The organism is Acetobacter aceti NBRC 14818, from assembly GCF_000193495.2.
GTDB classification, from domain to species: domain Bacteria; phylum Pseudomonadota; class Alphaproteobacteria; order Acetobacterales; family Acetobacteraceae; genus Acetobacter; species Acetobacter aceti.
Window position 1 is genome coordinate 1,681,404 of sequence record NZ_AP023410.1, and the last position, 18,474, is coordinate 1,699,877.

Below are 18,474 nucleotides of genomic sequence, written 5' to 3' on the forward strand. Positions count from 1 at the left end.
GGTTATGCTGTCTCTTTCGACCACTAAAGAATCCGGACCGGCCTTGAAGACTATTTGCCAGTCGATCTTCATGCCCCTTTAGAGACAGTCTGTTTTGATTCCACGCAGGCAGAAAGTCTAAACTGCATGTCATATTTGTTCTGTGGGAAGCCTGCCGTCATGCCGTTCTACAATTGCCGGAAGATGTTTCTTCTCCCGGCCCTGCTCCTGTCCAGTCTGTTTGTGAACTGTCTCCCCGGCACCGCTGGCGCAACGGATATGGGAATAGAGACTGACGCGTCGGTCACAACAGTCACGAAAGGTCTTACCCGCAAGCCGCTATATCCTTTCCATATTTCGCCGGGTCAGAGTCTTGTGGGGATTGATGGCTATGTGGAGACCGTCTCCCCCTCCGAGAAATTCAGTGAAGCCCTGATCTCACTGCATATGGCGACATCTCCCGCCTGCCCTGCACCTGGCGAGGATATTGGCGACTATGCTGCCATCAACGCGCATTTTCCGAACATCACGCTGGCGGCGCCCATCGTCAAACAGAACGCGCCCGATCACCAGCGCGTCCCTGTCCATATTCGCCTTGCCAGACCTTTTCCGCTGAAGTCCTGCCTGTTTCTCATTCTCGACGGTTCCGATTTTACTGGCAAACCTTACACGATGACGGCGCATCTGCATGTGAAGACCATCCCTACGCAGCAGCCTCCGGAACAGTTTGAACTTACTGGTGTCTTGTCGGATGAGTTTCTCATGTCACCGCAGAAACATGAGACAGCCTACAAGGTTTATCATGTGCCGAAAGACAGGATGATTTTCTCAATTGACGGCAATGTCGCAGCGGTCGCTGGTGAGGGTGTCGTTTTCCGGACCCCGCTTCACTGGTGGGTCGTGTCGCATTCCGTCTTTCTCGAACATGGAGGATGCCCGCAATTTCCGCATGACGGCACCTATTCGGATAATCCCGCTCTGGACGCCTTCATGTTTGAACCGCAGACCACCACGCTGCATACGGCCTATCTCAAGGGAGAAGGCGTTTCGTATCCCAATACGCCTTTTACCCTGCAACCAAAGGACCCTATCCTTGTTCGCAAGGGAGACTGTCTGATTCACGGCGTAAGGGCGATGGGTGCTGACGAACCGGCTGGTCGTCCGGCAGACGGGATCAACACGGAAAGCCAGATTTTCATGGAAATGACACCGTAATAGAGAAAAGTCCAAGCCACAAAATCCGTTTCCTTATTTCGTCCCAATTTTAGCAGGACATCCTTGATGACGAAGTTTGAGTTCCAGCAGGTCGACGTATTTTCAGCGACACCTTTCAAAGGCAATCCGGTCGCTGTTGTTCTCGGAGCAGACGCTCTGACGACTGAACAGATGGCGGCTTTTGCCAGTTGGACCAACCTGAGTGAAACAACATTCCTGCTCAAACCGACTTCACCGGAAGCCGATTATCGGGTCCGTATCTTTACCCCCGAAACAGAATTACCATTTGCTGGCCATCCCACGCTGGGAAGTTGTCATGCATGGTTGACGGCTGGAAACCATGCCCGCGGCAAAACAATCATACAGGAATGTGGCATCGGTCTTGTGCCCATTCGTCGTACGGAAGAACGTCTTGCTTTTGTTGCGCCAGACCTCCTTCGGTCCGGTCCAGTCGATGAAGCGCTTTTAAGTCGTGTTGCGCACGGATTGAAGATTCCGCTTTCATCCATCCAGACATCCGCATGGACAGATAATGGTCCCGGCTGGCTCTCCGTTCTGCTTGGTTCCCGAGAAGAGGTTCTGGCGCTTGAACCGGATTACGGGAGTCTGGCGGATCTGAGCATCGGGGTCATTGGCCCATGGAACCCGGCCACTGACGGAATGGAGGCACAATTTGAAGTGCGTGCTTTCGCCATGAGTTCTGGTGTCAACGAAGATCCTGTTACTGGCAGTCTGAATGCCGGACTGGCTCAGTGGCTGATTGGAAGTGGACAAGCGCCCCAACATTATATCGCCAGTCAGGGCACCCGGCTCGGCCGGAATGGTCTGGTGCATGTTGATTACGAGAATGGCAAAGTCTGGGTCGGTGGTTCCACCATCACAAGAATTACAGGGACGCTTCAGGTCTGAAATCCCCCTGTACAACATAAAGGATCGGCAGTTCTCGTTCAATTCAGCAAGTTAAGCGGAGATCTTACGACAGGCTGGTTCCGATACTAATCAAGGAACACTTCGGTAATCCTGTGCGGCCAGACGCCTCAATCAACCGCTCTGTCGCGCTGGACAAAATGCGCTTCCGATCCCCTACCTCTTTGAGCGCCTGAATGGTCTTTCCCGGATCAGTTAGAGCCAGTTCCACATGCAGCGGCATTCGGGGGTGGAAGGAAAAGCGCCTGCGCAGCACGGGTCTCATTCCGCAAAACCCGACACAGATGGCCAAGCCGTGATGACCCCGCTTCATCGCCGCGTGTGATCAGCCAGTAGGTCCGGAGCAGGCTGATTTCCTCCGGCAGGACACGCACAAGTCCGGGCGTTGATTCCGCGACAAACGCAGGCAGGACGCCAAGACAGAGTCCAGCCTGCACTGCTGCTTTCTGCGCCTGAATACTGGAGTTTTGAATCCGCACCTGCCGGGAGTCGATGCCGACCTCTGCCAGATAGTCCAGAGCCGGTGAGAAAACGAGTTCATCGACATAGCCTGCGAATATATGATCCGCGAGGTCTCCCCGGCTCCTGACCGGCCCATGTCGTCGCAGATAATCGGGGCTGGCATAGATGAACAGGCGATAGTCCGTCAGTTCTTCCGTATGAAACCGGTCTCCGGAAGGACGGGTGAGGCCAATGGCGAGATCAGCCTGACGACGGGAGAGAGAAACGATCTGCTGGATCGTCACCATCTCCACGGTCAGATCCGGATTGGCTTCCAGTAACGCCCCGATCCGTGGGGCAAGGAAAAAATTCCCGAATCCTTCCAGCGCGCTGATCCGCACCGTGCCGGACAGGCCACCTCCGGCACCGAACGCCACCTCCTGTGCCTCACGCTCCATCGCCTCCACACCGGCCAGCAACTGTTCACCTTGTCGTGTAAGCCGGTAGCCGCGCGGGTGCCGCTCAAAGAGCGTGGCGTCCATTGTCTGCTCCAGAGACTGAATTCTCCGGGCAACCGTCGTGTGCTCCACGCCCAGTTCCCGAGCGGCCACGGACAGCGCTCCACCGCGGGAAACAGCCAGAAAATACTGAAGATCACGCCAGTCGAGCCCTCGTCTTCCGTGCATACTTCGCTCCTTCGCAGCCCGCATTTCGAAATATCTGTGCATTTTTGCACATGGGGTGGGCGAAAACGCCAGATTTTCTGTCCGATTGCACCGTGTCAGACATTTTCATCCGCACAAAAGAGATGGAGCAGGACCGAGGTCCGGAACTCCATCCGAAAAAAGGGGAATTCTGATGACTGCACTGGTCCTTCCACCTTTTGTCCGCCTCGGGGGCGGCGCGCTGAACGAACTTCCGGACGCCCTGCAACAGGCCGGTCTCAAAGCGCCTTTCATCATCACCGATCCGTTCATGGCTTCAGGCGGCGTGCTTGAACGGGTCAGGGGCATTCTCGAACAGGCCGGATACACCATGCGAGCCTTTACGGAGACCGTCCCGGACCCGACCGTCGCATGCGTCAACGCCGCCCTCGCCGCGCTGCGTGATGGTCAGCATGACTGCGTGATCGGACTGGGCGGTGGCAGTCCGATCGATACCGCCAAGATGGTCGCTGTGCTCGCACGACACGACACGACACCGTCCGGTCTCAAGGTTCCGCATATCCAGAACACGCCGGGCCTGCCGGTCATCGCCATTCCGACAACCGCCGGAACAGGGTCGGAAGCCACTCGTGTCACCGTCATCACCGATGAGGTGTCCGATGAGAAAATGCTCTGCATGGGACCGGCCTATCAGCCTCACATCGCCATCGTGGATTATGAACTGACGCTGACGATGCCGCGCAGGCTGACGGCTGATACCGGCACCGATGCCCTGACCCATGCGCTGGAAGCCTGGGTTTCGAAAAAGGCTTCTCCCTTCACCGATGCGCTGGCTCTGACCGCGATGCAGCGGATCTGGAAATGGTTGCCCGTTGCCTGCGAGGAACCCGGCAACCGCGAAGCCCGCGCCGCTGTGATGCAGGGCGCCTTCGAAGCCGGTATGGCGTTCTCGAACGCCTCCGTCGCGCTGGTGCATGGCATGAGCCGGCCCATCGGGGCGCATTTCCATGTCCCGCATGGTCTGTCCAACGCCATGCTGCTGCCGGAGATCACGGCGTGGTCCCTGTCCGGCGCACCGGAACGCTATGCAATGGCCGCCCGCGTGATGGGAATTGCCGAGGCTGGAGCATCCGATGCTGCCGCAGGCGAGGCTCTCGTGGAGGGGCTACGCCGCAGAAACCGGGAAATCGGCGTGCCGACGCCGAAAGAACACGGCCTCGATGTCGCCCGCTGGGACAATCTGCTGCCGTTGATGGCCGAGCAGGCGCTGGCTTCCGGATCACCCGCCAACAATCCGCGTGTGCCGACGGCACAGGACATCGTCGCACTCTATCACCGCGTCTGGGCCGCATAATTTGCGCCGCATAACCGGGAGGACCGCAGCATGAGCAGCGCTATAACCTCTTCCAAAACACGTTCGATGCATGGTCTGGTTTTTGCTTCCAGCGTCGGCACCATCATCGAATGGTATGATTTCTTTCTCTATGGCTGCCTCGCCATTTTCTTCGCACAGATGTTCTATCCGCCGGGCAATGGAACAGCCGCCACGCTGATCAGTGTGGCGACATTCGCAACCGGTTTCGCCGTTCGTCCGCTCGGCAGTCTGGTCTTCGGTCATTTCGGAGACCGCTTCGGACGCAAGATCACTTTTCTCACCACCCTGCTGATCATGGGCTGTTCAACAGCCGCCATCGGTGCGCTGCCTGATTTCAAAACAGCCGGCTATGTCGCGCCGGTTCTGCTCATCACGTTGCGCATCATTCAGGGGCTGGCTCTGGGCGGTGAATATGGCGGCGCTGCAACCTATGTGGCCGAACACGCTCCAGCCACGGAACGCGGTAAATGGGCAAGCTATATTCAGGCCATGGCGTCCGGTGGCTTCGTTCTGGCGCTGGGCATCGTCCTCGGGCTGCGTCTGGGCCTTGGCGAGGAGAGCTTCACCGCATGGGGCTGGCGTCTGCCTTTCCTGTTTTCCATCGTGCTGGTCGGCGTTTCTTTCCGCATCCGGCTCCGGCTGCATGAGTCTCCTGTGTTTCTGGAGATGAAGGAAAACCAGCAGGTCTCCTCTTCACCCATCCGGGACGCCTTCACCATTCCCGGCAATGCGCGCCGCATCCTGACCTTTCTGTTCGGTGTCGCCTGCGCTCAGGCCGTGACGTTCTACACAGCCCAGTTCTATGCCCTGTATTTTCTCGAAAGCGTCCTGAAGGTCGCCTTTCTACCTGCAACGCTCGCCGTAGCGGCCGGTGCGCTGTGTGGTCTGCCGTTCTTTGTCATCTTCGGTCGTCTGTCAGACAGTATCGGGCGCAAGCCGCTTGCTTTGACTGGTATGGCCGCTGCCGCCATTCTCTACCTGCCGCTATTCATGGTTCTGAAATCCTGTGTGCATGACGGTGGAATTGACGCACTTCCCATCGCCACCATCGTGTTTGCCCTCGTGGTCATCGCCGCACTGATTTACGGACCTTATGGCGCGTTCATCGTCGAGACCTTCCCGGCAGCGGTCCGATACACCTCGATTTCCATTCCCTACCATATCGGGAACGGCATTTTCGGTGGCTTCCTGCCGCTTATCAGCCTCAGTCTGGTTTCACGCACCGGAAACGTCTTCGCCGGGCTACTCTATCCCGCAGCAATCTGCATCATCGGTTTCTTCGTCACGCTGTTTTTCGTGCCTGAAACACTGCCTTCCGCCGTCAATGGCGAGAAACGCAGGGGCATTTCCCTGTCCCAAGAAACGCTGTCTACCGCGACGGCCCAGACCGCCGAGTAACTCCCGATTTCTCACTCTTTCCTTACAAGGACTAAGAAAATGAAAATCATTCCTCACTTCATTAATGGTCAGAAAACCGAAGGCGCAGGCCAGCGCCGGTCGGATGTCTTCAATCCCGCAACCGGCACGGTGCAAGCTCAGGTCGCACTCGGAGATACGGCGGATCTGGAAGCCGCTATCTCCGCCGCACGGGCAGTCTTTCCGAAATGGGCCGACACGCCTGCCCTGACCCGCTCCCGCATCCTGTTTCGGGTCCGCGATCTGGTGGAAAAGCATGCCGATGAACTCGCCGCTGTGATTTCCGCCGAACATGGCAAGACAATTCCGGATGCAAAGGGTGAAGTCACACGCGGCATGGAGGTCATCGAGTTCGCCACGGCAGCTCCGGAAATTCTCAAGGGTGAATATACCGAGCAGGTCAGTCGGGGCATTGACGCCTGGACGATGCGCCAGCCGCTCGGCATTGCCGCAGGTATCACGCCATTCAATTTTCCCGTCATGGTTCCGCTCTGGATGGCGCCGATGGCGATTGCGACCGGCAACTGTTTCATCATCAAACCTTCAGAGCGCGATCCTTCAGCGTCCGTGATGCTGGCGGAGATTTTCAAGGAAGCCGGCCTGCCTGACGGTGTGTTGCAGGTGGTGCATGGCGACAAGGATATGGTCAACGCCATCCTTGAACATCCCGAAATCAAGGCTGTCAGCTTTGTCGGTTCCACGCCGATCGCAAAGCATGTTTATGCAACGGGCACGGCCCACGGCAAACGCGTGCAGGCTCTGGGCGGAGCGAAGAACCACGCCATTGTCATGCCGGATTGTGATCTGGACAAGGCCGTCGATGCTCTCACCGGTGCGGCGTGGGGTTCAGCTGGCGAGCGCTGCATGGCGATCTCGGTCGCCGTCGCTGTGGGGCCTGTGGCGGACGCACTTGTGAACAAGCTGGCTGAACGGGCCAGAACGCTGAAGATCGGCCCCGGCGAGGATGGCAGCAACGATATGGGGCCTCTGATCACAGCGCAGCATCGCGAGCGTGTATGCAGACTGGTGGATTCCGGCGTCGAACAGGGAGCGACACTGGTTGTGGACGGACGCGAGCATGTCATTTCCGGTCATGAGGAAGGCTTCTTCACCGGAGCATCGCTTTTCGACAATGTCACCTGTGAGATGAAGATTTATCAGGAAGAGATTTTCGGTCCGGTTCTGTGTGTCATGCGCGCTCCGGATTTTGAAACGGCCCTCAAGCTGGTGAATGAAAGCCCGTTCGGAAACGGAACCGCCATATTCACCCGCGATGGCGACACTGCCCGCAATTTCACGCATCGCGTTCAGGCGGGAATGGTTGGCGTCAATGTGCCGATCCCTGTTCCAATGGCGTTCCACTCTTTCGGCGGCTGGAAAGACTCGCTGTTTGGGGACCACCACATGCACGGACCAGAAGGAGTGCGCTTCTTCACACGTCTGAAGGCCGTCACCAGTCGCTGGCCGGAAGGTATCCGCGGCGGTGCTGAATTCTCCATGCCTACACTGGGATAATGCCGGAGACTCTCGTCGGGAATTCCTGAAAAGAAGATTTCGTTGTCATGTCGGTTTAAAACCCGAGATGACAACGAAACGCGAGAACATTTCGTAAAACCTTACGAAAGTGGTGTTACAATAGCTTCCACCTGCGATGCTTCCTGACGGCGTCTGCTCTTCTCAACATCCACAAGCATCGTCGCCGCCATCTTCTCCCACAGAATATCGGTCTGTTTCACCTGCATCGTTGGTGCGACTGGCCCCGCAACAATGAGCGCCTCCAACGCATCCGTCAGGGCAGTCACATCGACATCGCACAGGGTCACACCCGGAAGCCCGGCGAACTGCTCTGCCAACCCGCCCACGCGTGTAGCCAGCACCTGCTTGCCCGCGGCAATGGCGACGGCTCCCACACCGCTCTGGCTGGCTTCCCGATAAGGCAGCACCATTGCGTCGGCCCAGTCCACGAGACTGGCGATTTCCTCTTCCTCCACCCAGCGGTTTTCCACCGCGACATGCGGAAGCGCCGCAAGTTTTCGCAATTCACTGGAGTCAGGACCACTGCCGACGATGCGACACTCATATTCCAGAGTTGGCGACAGACGCTTCAGCGCTTCGAGAAGCAGATCCAATCCCTTGTAGGACAGAAGTCGTCCGAACATGAGTAACCGCACAGGACCGGGTGGACGCTCGACTGGTGGCATGCCCCTGCTCTTTCCGTGCAGGACCGGATAATCGAACGGTGGCAGGCTGGCGACCATGATTTCGCGTTCCTGCATCCCCACCTGTTCCCGCAACTGATGGGCGACATGGTGCGTGAGAGCGACGATCCCCTGCGCCTGCCGGATCAGGATATTCTGCAATGTGTGCTGGAGAGGAAAACCGTCACCGGGATGGGGAAGCGCATCATGGACGACCACCACCAACGGCACGCCAGCACAGCGCAGGGCACACGCCATCAGAAGATCAATTGGCCCCGTCATGGCGCAGATGGCCAGATCAGGTTGCCAGAACCGCAGCTTTCTCAGCAGTCGTGGGATGACGACTGGCGCGCCAAGCACGCGAACCAGCAGCCCGCTCAGGCTCCCATAGGTTTCCACCTGCCACACCGTCATCGCACCATGGGGGAAACCCGGAGCCGTGAGGATTTCGGCGCGACGAGACAGGGACAGCATGACCTCCCGCCCCGGCAGGCGCGCTATCGCCTGAGCGAGATTGAGCCCGAAACGCGGACCGCCACCACGCCGCCCCCACTGCCAGACCAGAACCCGTTTCATCATGCCGACACGCGCTGCATTTGAGCTTGTACCGGCTCCCGACGTGTCAGCGCGTAATGTGCCGCCAGCAGTTCACTTCCTGAAAACCGTTCGGCAGCGACACGCGCGGCCTGTGCGCCCAGCCTCTGACGCAGCGCCGGATTATCAGCGGCACGGGACAGCATCTCGCTTGCGGCTCCGATATCCGCCTTGGCCCAGACGGCACCTTCCGCTTCAAAGACACCACGCGGATCGCGGGCAGGCACCAGACGGTACGGAACGGGCAGGCCGCATCCCTCATTCAGGAATTCCGACGTTGCCGACCAGTCGGTCGCGATTACAGTGCGTCCCAGCCGCATGGCTTCCGCCGGAACCAGTCCGAAACCTTCGCTACGATGCAGGGACAGCACGATGTCGGCGCACCGAATCAATGCCTGCGAGTCCTCTGCCGGAAACAGCCGTTCCTCAATGCGGATATTCCTCGCACCAGCAATGGCGGCTCTCAGGCGTTCCATATCCTCAGGATAATGCCCGGCATGAGAGACTTTCAGCAGCAGGAAGCGATCCGGACGCTCACCGAAAGCCCTGCGAAACGCCTCAATGGCTGCCAGCGGGTTCTTGCGCTCAAAGCTGGAGGCCAGACTGAAGGAGACCAGCACGACAACAGCATCGTCCGGCAGGCCGAAAGCGCTGCGTTCAAGATGCGAGGGGCGAAGCGGGTCAGCGGCCAGTGCATGAGGGACCACTCTCACCCGCCCGGGCATGATCGTTTCAAGCGCACGAGCGGAAAACAGCGACGGCGTCCAGACCTCGTGAACACAGCCCACAGCCGTCTTCCAGAGCGATGGGACGACCGGCAGTTCCCACGCCCAGTATCCGATGATCCGACGATTGCGCAGAAACCCGCGTCCCAGCTTCAGCAGCACAGAAGGCAGAGAGGGGGCGTTGACGTGGATGATCAACGGCGACTGGGGCGACGCGTCCAGAGGGGCTGACGCTCCATCAAGCAGGCTGGCCTGAAAGCCACTCGCCGGAATACCCAGCGCCTTGCAGGCTCGCAGCATGATGCGTGCACCTTCGCCCAGACCTGACGCTCTGTTGATCTCTCCTCCAACGAGCAGATGCGCGCCGGCGATCGGCGCCGGATGCTGCGCTTTCGGCGCCAGCCACGCAGTAAGGCCCGCTGCCCCGCGCCTGCGCGGCTCTGCGGGCAGCTTGCGCCAGAGGCTGTGCAAAGGATGATACTCTTTGTCAGAGAGGGGATTCAAATCCAGAAAATCCGCATATTCTCAAAAATTATTCAAATCTTTCAAAGACTTGAATCGATCCCTACCCGTGCCGCAAAAGCTGCGGCACGTCCAGTCGTCACAGACGGTCATCACTGCATGATACGGGATTGCAGCGGACGCCCAGACATGAATACTCTCCCCCCATGGATGACGCCCGCGCCCCCTTCCCGGCTCCACACCCCGGCTCGACCGACAGCGTCGCCATGCTGGGTCACATCGTGTCGTTCAACACGACCAGCACACACTCCAATCTTCCGCTGATCAACTGGATTGGTGAGTGGATGGATGCTCACGGCGTCTTCTGGAAACTCAGCTATAATCCCGAGGAAACCAAGGCCAATCTGCACGCCATCATCGGGCCTCGGACAGCAGGTGGCCTCGCTTTTGCCGGGCATGTCGACACGGTGCCGGTCACAGGACAGCACTGGTCATCCGATCCGTTTCAGCTCCACGAAAGTGGCACCCGACTGACAGCTCGTGGAGCGGCTGACATGAAGGGCTTCGTCGCCTGCATGCTGGCGGCCGTGCCGGATCTGGCGGCCATGGACCTGAAGCGCCCCATCCATATGCTCTTCACCCATGACGAAGAGATCACCTGCAATGGCGCACGCATCGCCATGCAGCAGGCGCAGGCAGATCATCTCCTGCCGTCATGGTGTGTTGTGGGTGAACCGACTCTCATGCTGCCGGTCATCGGTCACAAGGGGCGTCTGTCGGTACGTCTGACTGCTCGCGGCAAGGCTGGTCATTCGGCTTATCCCGAGGAGGGCGTGAACGCGCTCCATGCGCTTGGTGAGGCCATGGCGTGGGTTGCCGAGGAAGCGAGGCGCTTTGCCTTCGAAGGACGGCAGGTGGACGGATTCCATCCACCTCACTCCACCATCCAGATTGGGCTGGCCAGCGGTGGTGTCGCTCTCAACATCATCCCCGCCCATGCGGAAGCCGAGATCGAATGGCGCACCGTTCCCGGTGATGACGCGCACGCTCTTCTGGACCGCATGAAGCAGGCGCTGACCAGAACTGACCAGTGGATGAAGAAAGCCTCACCCGAATGCGGACTGACTTTCGAGGTCATCAACGACCTGCCTCCCCTCGTCCTTCCGAACAATGACCCGCTCGCCACGGTGGTCAGGCAGTCCGTTGGAACCAATGCGGAGGGATTCATTTCCTACGGAACGGAAGCCGGCATTTACCAGCAGGCCGGGATGAGGAGCATAGTGTGCGGTCCCGGCAGCATCGAGCAGGCGCATCGACCTGATGAATGGATCGAACGCAGTCAGCTGACGGCCTGCGACCGCTTTCTCCGCGACATGACCCGTCGCGTCTGCCTTGCCGGCACAGCGCCTCTCCCCGCAAACACAATGTGACACCGGATAGCCGCATATCATGGAGCCCCCCACCTCAGGTCGAGACTTTTCAGTCCGCACTACTCCTAAAAAGCGGTTATCCGAGCAGTTACCTCCCACATCGCGCACCCTTCCCTCTCTGCCTATTGAATTGCCGCAACCAGACCTCTCTTACTGGTGCGAAGGAAATGTCGGCATTCCCGGCGTGCATCGCCTGACCGCAGCCCTGCCTGGCCCGCATGTCGCCATCACCGCTCTCATGCATGGAAATGAGTATGCGGGAGCCATTGTCCTTGCCGATCTACTCAGGCGAGGCTTCGTGCCCCGGCGCGGCACATTGTCGCTGATCTTTCTGAATCTGGCTGCATTCGCCCGCTTTTCTCCGCAAAACCCGATCATGTCCCGCTTTGTCGATGAAGACATGAACCGGCTATGGGATACGCCCCCTGCCGGGTCGGCATCGCACTCCAGCGAACAGGCTCGCGTGCGCCAGCTTCTGCCCTATATCGAGACAATCGACAGACTTCTTGATCTGCATTCCATGTTATGGCCTGCCGACCCGCTCATGCTGGCGGGTCCGTCCGAAAAAGGTGTGTCTCTGGCGGCGTCCATCGGCATGCCGCCGCTCATCGTGGCGGATGGCGGACATCGCGCCGGACCGAGACTGATCGATATGACACACTTCACCAGTCCTCATTCTGCGGCGCAGGCCTGTCTGCTGGAGGCCGGTCAACACTGGACATGGGCTGCCCTGAAAACAACTCAGGACACTGTCCGTCAGTTTCTTTCTGTTTCGGAAATAGACAAAGCGAGCGAGCATTCTGAAGAACCACTTACGATTGCCGACGTCACGCATCGGATCACCGCCCACACGGGGCATTTTCGATTCATTCATCCCTTTGCAAGCGGCACTGTCATTCCAGCACGAGGCACCCTCATAGCGCAGGATGGCCCGGATGAAATCCGCACCCCTTACGATCACTGTCTGCTGGTAATGCCGAACTTTCGAACCGCCCGTAATCACACGGCTGTAAGGCTTGCCCGTATTCGATCATGACAGTGGCCTGAAAGAACTTCCTTCAGGCCATTCTCTTTTCGATTACTGCATTCTTTCCTGCGCAGACCGACCTGTTACCAGATTCTCGAACTGCTCGGGTGGCTGCGCCGTAATGCCCCCTGCCGGTTTGGGATAGTGCAGGTTGCCATACTGGAAAACATCAAACGTCATTGTCTCGTCAGGAGTTGGCAGCAGCCTGTCATTCCAGCCGCCTCCTGTTGAGCGGATCAGACCGACAACCGCCTGTTCGGCCCGCACCGCGACTTCAACTTCAGCAATACGCGCATCAAGAGCAGCTTCCTGCGCTACGATCGCCTCAAGATAGTTCGAGAGCCCGCCTTTATACAGCGTCATTGTCATGTTCTGCATGTCCATGGCCGTGCCGACGGCCCCTTTGAGACGCATGTCCTCCTGACGCAGCAGGCGAACACGGGACTGTTCGTCTTCCACTTCCCGGAATGCCGAGAGAATGGTGGAACGATAGGAATCTCGCGTCTCACGATAGACCGACCATGAATACTGGAGGGCTGCACGACGCAAACCGCCTTCAAAGATCGGCATGGAAGCCGAGGCTCCATAACTCCACATACTGTTGGCCAGTTTTGCGAGATCAAAACCGTTGGCGTTGAAACCTCCATTCGCACGCAGGGAAATGTGCGGATAGAAGGCCGCTCGTGCGACACCGATGGAGCGATTGGCCTGCGCCATCACACGTTCAGCCGCCGCGATATCCGGACGTCTTTGCAGTAGTTCCGAGGGAACACCCAGAGACACATCCACAGTCCGAAACGAGAAATTATCACGCGGTTCGATATGAAAACTTTCCGGAACCGTATTGGTGAGAACCGCGATCGCATGTTCCGTCACCTCACGCTGTGCCCGCACATCCAGTTCGGCAGCCTGCGCCACGTAAAGTCTGTTCTGTGCACGTGCAAGATCGAGACGGGGTGCCGCCTGATTGTCCAGCTGCGTGCGCGTCATATCCACTGCCTTGCTATAATAGGCAATGGACTGACGATAGATCGCATCCTGCGCGTCATATCCTCTGAGAGCGATGTAATCGGACGCCAGATCGGCAGCCAGACTCAGACGGACACCGGCAAAGTCAGCCGCCTTTTCCTGAGCTGCAAATTTCTGCATCCGCACCTGATTGCGGATTTCCGACCAGAAATCAGGTTCCCACGAAGCAAGACCGCCATAGAATTCATCGGTCGCGGTCGTAGCGCCCTTGTAGCGAAACAGCGCGTCGGCTGACTGTTTGTTGTCGGAGGCACCAAACGCCAGTCCGAAATGCGGCAACAGATCGGCCCGGGCCTTCATGACAAGCGAACGCGCCTGCACAAACCGTTCGGCCGCCGCCTGAAGATCCGCATTCTGCTCAACAGCACGTTGTTCCAGATCATCCAGCACAGGATCACCAAGAAGCGTCCACCAGTTGACCGGAATTTGAAGTTCCGCTGGCGTCGCTTTGGCAAAAGGCGACTGGCCGGTCCAACTGTCTGGCACGACGAAATGCGGAGCCTCGTAACGGGGAGCGAGATCGCATCCGGACAAGGCCACAACTGATCCCAGAGCGCATACTCCCGTCATGATCCGTTTCAGCACAGAGGGAGTTCTGATCGAAAGCTGGTTCATCCTTCGATCTCCTCATCTTCACGCTCATAGCCTTTGGCCGGAACCACAACACGAACTTCCTGATTGTCCAGAAGATCGGCAGGAGGATTACGAATAATCCGATCACCCGGCTGAAGTCCGGAAATCACGTCCGTGCGTGTGTCAGCCATTCTGCCGACCGTGATGGACCGGAAATGCGCGTGGTTGTCATTGGAAACAACGGCCACCTGCATTCCTGCCTCCTGAAACACCAGAGTCGAGGTCGGAATCTGCCAGATGCCGCCTTCTGCGGGTGATGTCAGATGCACGGAAGCAAAAGTGCCCGGCCAGAGCAGATGGTTCGGATTATCAATCGTAAATTCCGTGACTGCTGTGCGTGTATTCGGATCATAACCTTTGGCGATGGTCAGAAATTGCGCTTTGAATGTCCGGTTCGGGAACTGGGGAACGGATACCGTAGCAGTCAGGCCCGGCTTGAGCATATAGGAGAAAACTTCTGGCACAGAAAGAAACAGTCTCATCTTGTGCATATCGGAAACGACGAACATCTGGTTCGCGTCGCCATTGGCGGAATGCTCGCCTCCACCCGCGCTGACATAATCTCCCACATTGATATCACGGGATGTCACCACTCCATCAAAAGGAGCCACTACAGTCTTGAATTTTTCAAGAGCTTCAAAACGATCCAGATTATGTTGTGATGCCTGCATTTCGGCATAACCGGATTTCCGATTGGCATCGGCTACAGAAACAGACTGTCCGGAGACAGCCTGAGACTGTGCCATTGCATGCCAGCGGTTGGCACTGACCACAGTCAGATTATACTTTGCTGACTGAGCATCCAGATCCGCCTTCGCCTGTGCAAACTGAGCATCAAGACTGGGCGCATTGATGTCTGCCAGAACGTCTCCGGCCTTCACATCAGACCCAAAATCCTTATACCACATCTTCACGTAACCGGATGCCTGTGGATAGATCGGCGCCTGATACCAGGCGTCCACCGTCCCCGGCAGTGTCAAGGCTACAGTCTTTGCGCCGGGTTCCGGCGTGACAACCTCCACATCCGGAATGGCGCTGTGCTCAGTTACGCGCGCCACCTCATGATCGGCGTGCATCCGTTCAACAATAACGTACCCCGAAACCACAACGAGAACGCCAGCAACCAGAAGCAATCCGGAATATTTACGGATCGAGCGCGCCATCACACGGCCTCCTTACGAGAAGATTTTCGGCTGTAGAAAATTGCATAGACACAGGGAACAAAGAGAAGTGTCGAAATCGTCGCGACAATCAGCCCACCAATGACCGCCTTGCCCAGTGGGGCATTCTGGGAATTACTGATGGACATCGGCACCATGCCGACAATCATGGCGCTGGCCGTCATGATCACCGGACGTATCCGCCCATAACCGGCTTCCAGAGCGGCCTTCAGAGGCTCCCCATGGACCGCCAGCCTCTCCCTTGCGTAATCAACGACAAGGATGGAGTTAGCCGTCGCCGTTCCCATGCACATGATGGCTCCGGTCAGTGCCGGCACGGAGAGATGCGTGCGTGTCAGGAACAGGCTCCAGGCAATACCGGCCAGCGCCCCCGGCAGAGCCGAGATGATGATGAACGGATCAAGCCAGGACTGAAAATTGACGACAATGAGAAGATAGATCAGCACGACAGACACGATCAGTCCGCCCACCAGCTCCTTGTAAGCCGAACTCATGGTCGTCGCCTGCCCCTCGACATCCACCACGGATCCCTGTGGCACGTCCTTTTTGGTCAGCTCCACTTCACGTTTGACACCATCGAGCACGGAGCCGAGATCTGTGCCTTCTGCCGACACGTAAATATCGAAAGCCGGCATCGAGTTGTAATGAGAAACCTCTCCCGGTGTACCGATTGCCCTGATCCGGCTCATCGCCCCCAGAAGCTGCATGGATTTTCCGGATGGATCACCATCGCCCTTGTCGATGGGAATGGTCAGAAGATCATTATAATGCGTCAGCTGATCCTGAGAGACATACGTATTCAGCGTGAAGGTTACACCCATTTTCGGGTCGAACCAGTACTGCGGATCAACCTGAGAGCTGCCCGATAGGGTCATCAGTTCATTGTCGGCCAGATTTCCTTCGTCAATCCCGGTGGCCTGTTCAAATGTGCGATCGCCTTCCACAAAGAGGGTTGGTGTACGCATGGTCTGCTGAAGAGAAACATCGGCTGCGCCAGAGATCTTTCTGATCCTGTTCGCAAGAACAACAGCATAGTTATAGCTTGCACGCAGATCCGGTCCGCCAATCTTGACATCAATCGGAGACGGTGAACCGAAGTTCAGGATTTTCGCTGTCAGATCCGCAGGCTGGAAGGTGAAGACCGTTCCCGGAAAGCTCGCCGACAGACCACGACGAAGGATGGCGCGATAATCCCAGACGGGAGACGCCTCATCCGTCAACGAAATCGTCAGATCGCAATCCTGAGCACCCAGTGTCGGAGTTGGAATGAATGCCTGATTATGCGCGCCTTCCGGCAATCCGCAGTTGCTAACAACATCTTCCACCTTGTTGGGAAGAAGCTCCCCGATCCTGTCACTGACAAGTGTCGCAATGCGACCAGCCACCTCTATACGCGTACCCAGGGGTGTCCGCATGTGCATCTGCAATTGACCGGATTTGATTTCCGGGAAGAAGTCGCGCCCAGACACAGCGTAAAGACCACAGGACAGAACCGAGATTCCAAGGAAAATACCCACGAAAACCGTTCTGTTCTGAATGAGCTTTCCCAGAAAGATTCCATAGGATTCACGGAATTTGGTGAATTTCCTCTCGAACCCTTTCTGGAACCGTGTGAAGGCATTGTTTCCATGCGGGAGCGCCTCATGCTCCTCACCATGCGCACCCGGATGCACATGCCCGGCGAAAAGATATTTCGCCATCGTCGGAACCAGTGTCCGCGAGAGAATGAAAGAAGCGACCATAGCGAAGATGATGGCTTCTGCCATCGGCATGAACAGCCACCCCGCTACTCCATCCAGTTCGAAAAGAGGTAGCCAGACGATGCAGATGCAGGTTGTGGAAACGAATGTCGGGATGACGATCTGATTGGCCGCATCAATGATCGCTTCTTCCAGCTCTTTTCCCATTTCCAGATGCGTGTCGATATTTTCGATCATGACTGTTGCGTCATCAACAAGAATACCAACAGCCAGAGCCAGACCGCCTAATGTCATGACGTTGATCGTCTGTCCGACCCAGCCAAGGCCGATGATCGAGCAAAGAATAGCCAGAGGAATGGACGTGGCGATAATCACGGTTGACCGCCATGACCCAAGGAACAGCAGTACAACCAACCCCGTCAGCGCGGCGGCCGTGACCATCTCCCGCATCACGTCGTGGATGGAGTCTTTCACGAAGCCTGACGCGTCACTGAGAATGCTGATTTTGACGCTGGAAGGCAGCACCGCCTGAAGGCGCGGCATCATCTTTTTTACGTCATCAACGACATCCAGCGTGGAGGCTTCACCACTTTTCATGACCACCATGATGACGGCCTGCTTGCCCTTGACCAGAACGCTGTTGCTCTGAGGATGGCCGCCTCGATAAACCTGCCCGACGTCACGAATATAGACGACTGCGTTGCCAACACGCTTGATCGGAATATCCGCGATATCATCAAGACTTCTCGGCGTTGCATTTGTCTGCACCATCCAGTCTGTCGGACCGATCTTCTGATCGCCCGCCGGTCTGACGACGTTCTGATGGTCCAGCGCATTCTGCACGTCCATCGCCGACAGGTGATGCGCCTGAAGCTGCTGCTGGCTCAGGGAAATCATGACAAAACTGTCCATGCCGCCATAAGGCTGTGGCACGACGGCTCCCGGCACTGTCACCAGCAAGGAACGAATGCGGATAAAAGCCAGTTTCCACAAATCTGACGGTGTCATCACTTCAGATGTGAGTTTCAGCGTCACCACAGGCACCGAGGAGGCTTCCAGACGCATGATCATCGGAGCCGCAATATGTTGCGGTAACTGCTGGATGACCGTCTGTGAAATCGCGGTGACATCGGCTTCCGCCGCACCGATATCCGTTCCCGGCTGGAAATAGATTTTCACGATTCCACGGCCATAATAGGAATCGGCTTCCATATGCTCGATCCCCTCCACCGTGGAGGTCACACCCTGTTCGAAATTGTACATAATGCGCCCGGAAAACTCCTCGGGCAGCATGCCGGAATAGGACCAGACGACTGCGATGGCCGGGATTCTGATATTTGGAAAAACGTCAGTTGGTGTCTTCTTTATTGAAAGAAAACCGAACATGACGATCAGAATTGAAAGAACAATAAAGGTGTAAGGCCGCCGCAGAGCGGTGACGACGATTGCATTCATCGGACTGCCTTGCGTTAAGAGA

General features: G+C 57.3%; 13 protein-coding genes. 7 read left to right on the plus strand and 6 right to left on the minus strand.

What is annotated here, in order from left to right; translation table 11 throughout:
- The first annotated feature begins 159 nt into the window (after window positions 1-159).
- Both EMQ_RS07610 and EMQ_RS07615 read left to right on the plus strand, forming a co-directional pair.
- Entirely contained in the window at window positions 160-1,194 is a 1,035-nt protein-coding gene (locus tag EMQ_RS07610) for a hypothetical protein (protein ID WP_231367976.1), read from the plus strand.
- Window positions 1,195-1,260: 66 nt separating this feature from the next.
- Window positions 1,261-2,103 carry a PhzF family phenazine biosynthesis protein gene (locus tag EMQ_RS07615; RefSeq protein WP_010666103.1) on the plus strand — a complete coding sequence of 281 codons (843 nt, stop codon included), beginning with the start codon at window positions 1,261-1,263 and terminating at the stop codon, window positions 2,101-2,103.
- A 209-nt stretch (window positions 2,104-2,312) separates the two neighbouring features.
- Here EMQ_RS07615 and EMQ_RS07620 read toward each other — a convergent pair whose 3' ends face one another.
- Window positions 2,313-3,248, minus strand: a complete 936-nt coding sequence (locus EMQ_RS07620) for a LysR family transcriptional regulator (RefSeq protein ID WP_010666102.1) — start codon at window positions 3,246-3,248, stop codon at window positions 2,313-2,315.
- 172 nt (window positions 3,249-3,420) lie between these two features.
- Between EMQ_RS07620 and EMQ_RS07625 the strand changes: the two genes are divergently transcribed.
- Genes EMQ_RS07625 through EMQ_RS07635 form a run of 3 tightly spaced genes read left to right on the plus strand, consistent with a single transcriptional unit; the run spans window position 3,421 to window position 7,533 of the window.
- Window positions 3,421-4,581: an iron-containing alcohol dehydrogenase gene (locus tag EMQ_RS07625; protein WP_010666100.1), complete on the plus strand. Its 1,161-nt coding sequence runs from the start codon at window positions 3,421-3,423 to the stop codon at window positions 4,579-4,581.
- 30 nt (window positions 4,582-4,611) lie between these two features.
- Window positions 4,612-6,000, plus strand: coding sequence for an MFS transporter (locus EMQ_RS07630; protein ID WP_018308218.1), 1,389 nt, complete (start codon window positions 4,612-4,614; stop codon window positions 5,998-6,000).
- Window positions 6,001-6,039: 39 nt separating this feature from the next.
- Window positions 6,040-7,533 (plus strand): CoA-acylating methylmalonate-semialdehyde dehydrogenase, encoded by a 1,494-nt coding sequence (locus EMQ_RS07635; RefSeq protein ID WP_010667483.1) that lies wholly within the window; start codon window positions 6,040-6,042, stop codon window positions 7,531-7,533.
- Between the two features lie 101 nt (window positions 7,534-7,634).
- Here the strand turns inward: EMQ_RS07635 and EMQ_RS07640 are convergent, their stop codons facing one another.
- Together EMQ_RS07640 and EMQ_RS07645 are read right to left on the minus strand one after the other, a co-directional pair.
- A complete protein-coding gene (locus EMQ_RS07640; RefSeq protein ID WP_010667484.1) occupies window positions 7,635-8,795 on the minus strand; it encodes a glycosyltransferase in 1,161 nt (386 codons plus the stop codon).
- A complete protein-coding gene (locus EMQ_RS07645) occupies window positions 8,792-10,006 on the minus strand; it encodes a glycosyltransferase family 4 protein (protein ID WP_018308217.1) in 1,215 nt (404 codons plus the stop codon). The genes EMQ_RS07640 and EMQ_RS07645 overlap by 4 nt, the downstream gene beginning before the upstream one ends.
- Window positions 10,007-10,203: 197 nt before the next feature.
- Between EMQ_RS07645 and argE the strand changes: the two genes are divergently transcribed.
- Window positions 10,204-11,427, plus strand: coding sequence for an acetylornithine deacetylase (gene argE / locus EMQ_RS07650; protein WP_010668018.1), 1,224 nt, complete (start codon window positions 10,204-10,206; stop codon window positions 11,425-11,427).
- Window positions 11,428-11,446: 19 nt separating this feature from the next.
- Entirely contained in the window at window positions 11,447-12,463 is a 1,017-nt protein-coding gene (locus EMQ_RS07655) for a M14 family metallopeptidase (protein WP_231367975.1), read from the plus strand.
- Between the two features lie 42 nt (window positions 12,464-12,505).
- Here EMQ_RS07655 and EMQ_RS07660 read toward each other — a convergent pair whose 3' ends face one another.
- The 3 genes from EMQ_RS07660 to EMQ_RS07670 are packed head-to-tail and all read right to left on the minus strand — an operon-like array spanning window position 12,506 to window position 18,452.
- On the minus strand, window positions 12,506-14,098 hold the full coding sequence (locus tag EMQ_RS07660; protein WP_010668020.1) for an efflux transporter outer membrane subunit: 1,593 nt from the start codon (window positions 14,096-14,098) through the stop codon (window positions 12,506-12,508).
- On the minus strand, window positions 14,095-15,279 hold the full coding sequence (locus EMQ_RS07665) for an efflux RND transporter periplasmic adaptor subunit (protein ID WP_010668021.1): 1,185 nt from the start codon (window positions 15,277-15,279) through the stop codon (window positions 14,095-14,097). Before EMQ_RS07665 ends, EMQ_RS07660 begins: the two co-directional genes overlap by 4 nt.
- Window positions 15,279-18,452 carry an efflux RND transporter permease subunit gene (locus EMQ_RS07670; protein WP_018308216.1) on the minus strand — a complete coding sequence of 1,058 codons (3,174 nt, stop codon included), beginning with the start codon at window positions 18,450-18,452 and terminating at the stop codon, window positions 15,279-15,281. Before EMQ_RS07670 ends, EMQ_RS07665 begins: the two co-directional genes overlap by 1 nt.
- Window positions 18,453-18,474 lie beyond the last annotated feature (22 nt).

Excerpts from the sequence above, each read along its gene's own strand:
- EMQ_RS07660 (WP_010668020.1), bottom strand. The coding sequence starts at position 14,098 with ATGAACCAGCTTTCGATCAGAACTCCCTCTGTGCTGAAACGGATCATG.
- EMQ_RS07625 (WP_010666100.1), top strand. The coding sequence starts at position 3,421 with ATGACTGCACTGGTCCTTCCACCTTTTGTCCGCCTCGGGGGCGGCGCG.
- EMQ_RS07670 (WP_018308216.1), bottom strand. The coding sequence starts at position 18,452 with ATGAATGCAATCGTCGTCACCGCTCTGCGGCGGCCTTACACCTTTATT.
- EMQ_RS07640 (WP_010667484.1), bottom strand. The coding sequence starts at position 8,795 with ATGATGAAACGGGTTCTGGTCTGGCAGTGGGGGCGGCGTGGTGGCGGT.
- EMQ_RS07635 (WP_010667483.1), top strand. The coding sequence starts at position 6,040 with ATGAAAATCATTCCTCACTTCATTAATGGTCAGAAAACCGAAGGCGCA.
- EMQ_RS07630 (WP_018308218.1), top strand. The coding sequence starts at position 4,612 with ATGAGCAGCGCTATAACCTCTTCCAAAACACGTTCGATGCATGGTCTG.
- EMQ_RS07665 (WP_010668021.1), bottom strand. The coding sequence starts at position 15,279 with ATGGCGCGCTCGATCCGTAAATATTCCGGATTGCTTCTGGTTGCTGGC.
- EMQ_RS07615 (WP_010666103.1), top strand. The coding sequence starts at position 1,261 with ATGACGAAGTTTGAGTTCCAGCAGGTCGACGTATTTTCAGCGACACCT.
- argE (WP_010668018.1), top strand. The coding sequence starts at position 10,204 with ATGGATGACGCCCGCGCCCCCTTCCCGGCTCCACACCCCGGCTCGACC.
- EMQ_RS07610 (WP_231367976.1), top strand. The coding sequence starts at position 160 with ATGCCGTTCTACAATTGCCGGAAGATGTTTCTTCTCCCGGCCCTGCTC.
- EMQ_RS07620 (WP_010666102.1), bottom strand. The coding sequence starts at position 3,248 with ATGCACGGAAGACGAGGGCTCGACTGGCGTGATCTTCAGTATTTTCTG.
- EMQ_RS07655 (WP_231367975.1), top strand. The coding sequence starts at position 11,447 with ATGGAGCCCCCCACCTCAGGTCGAGACTTTTCAGTCCGCACTACTCCT.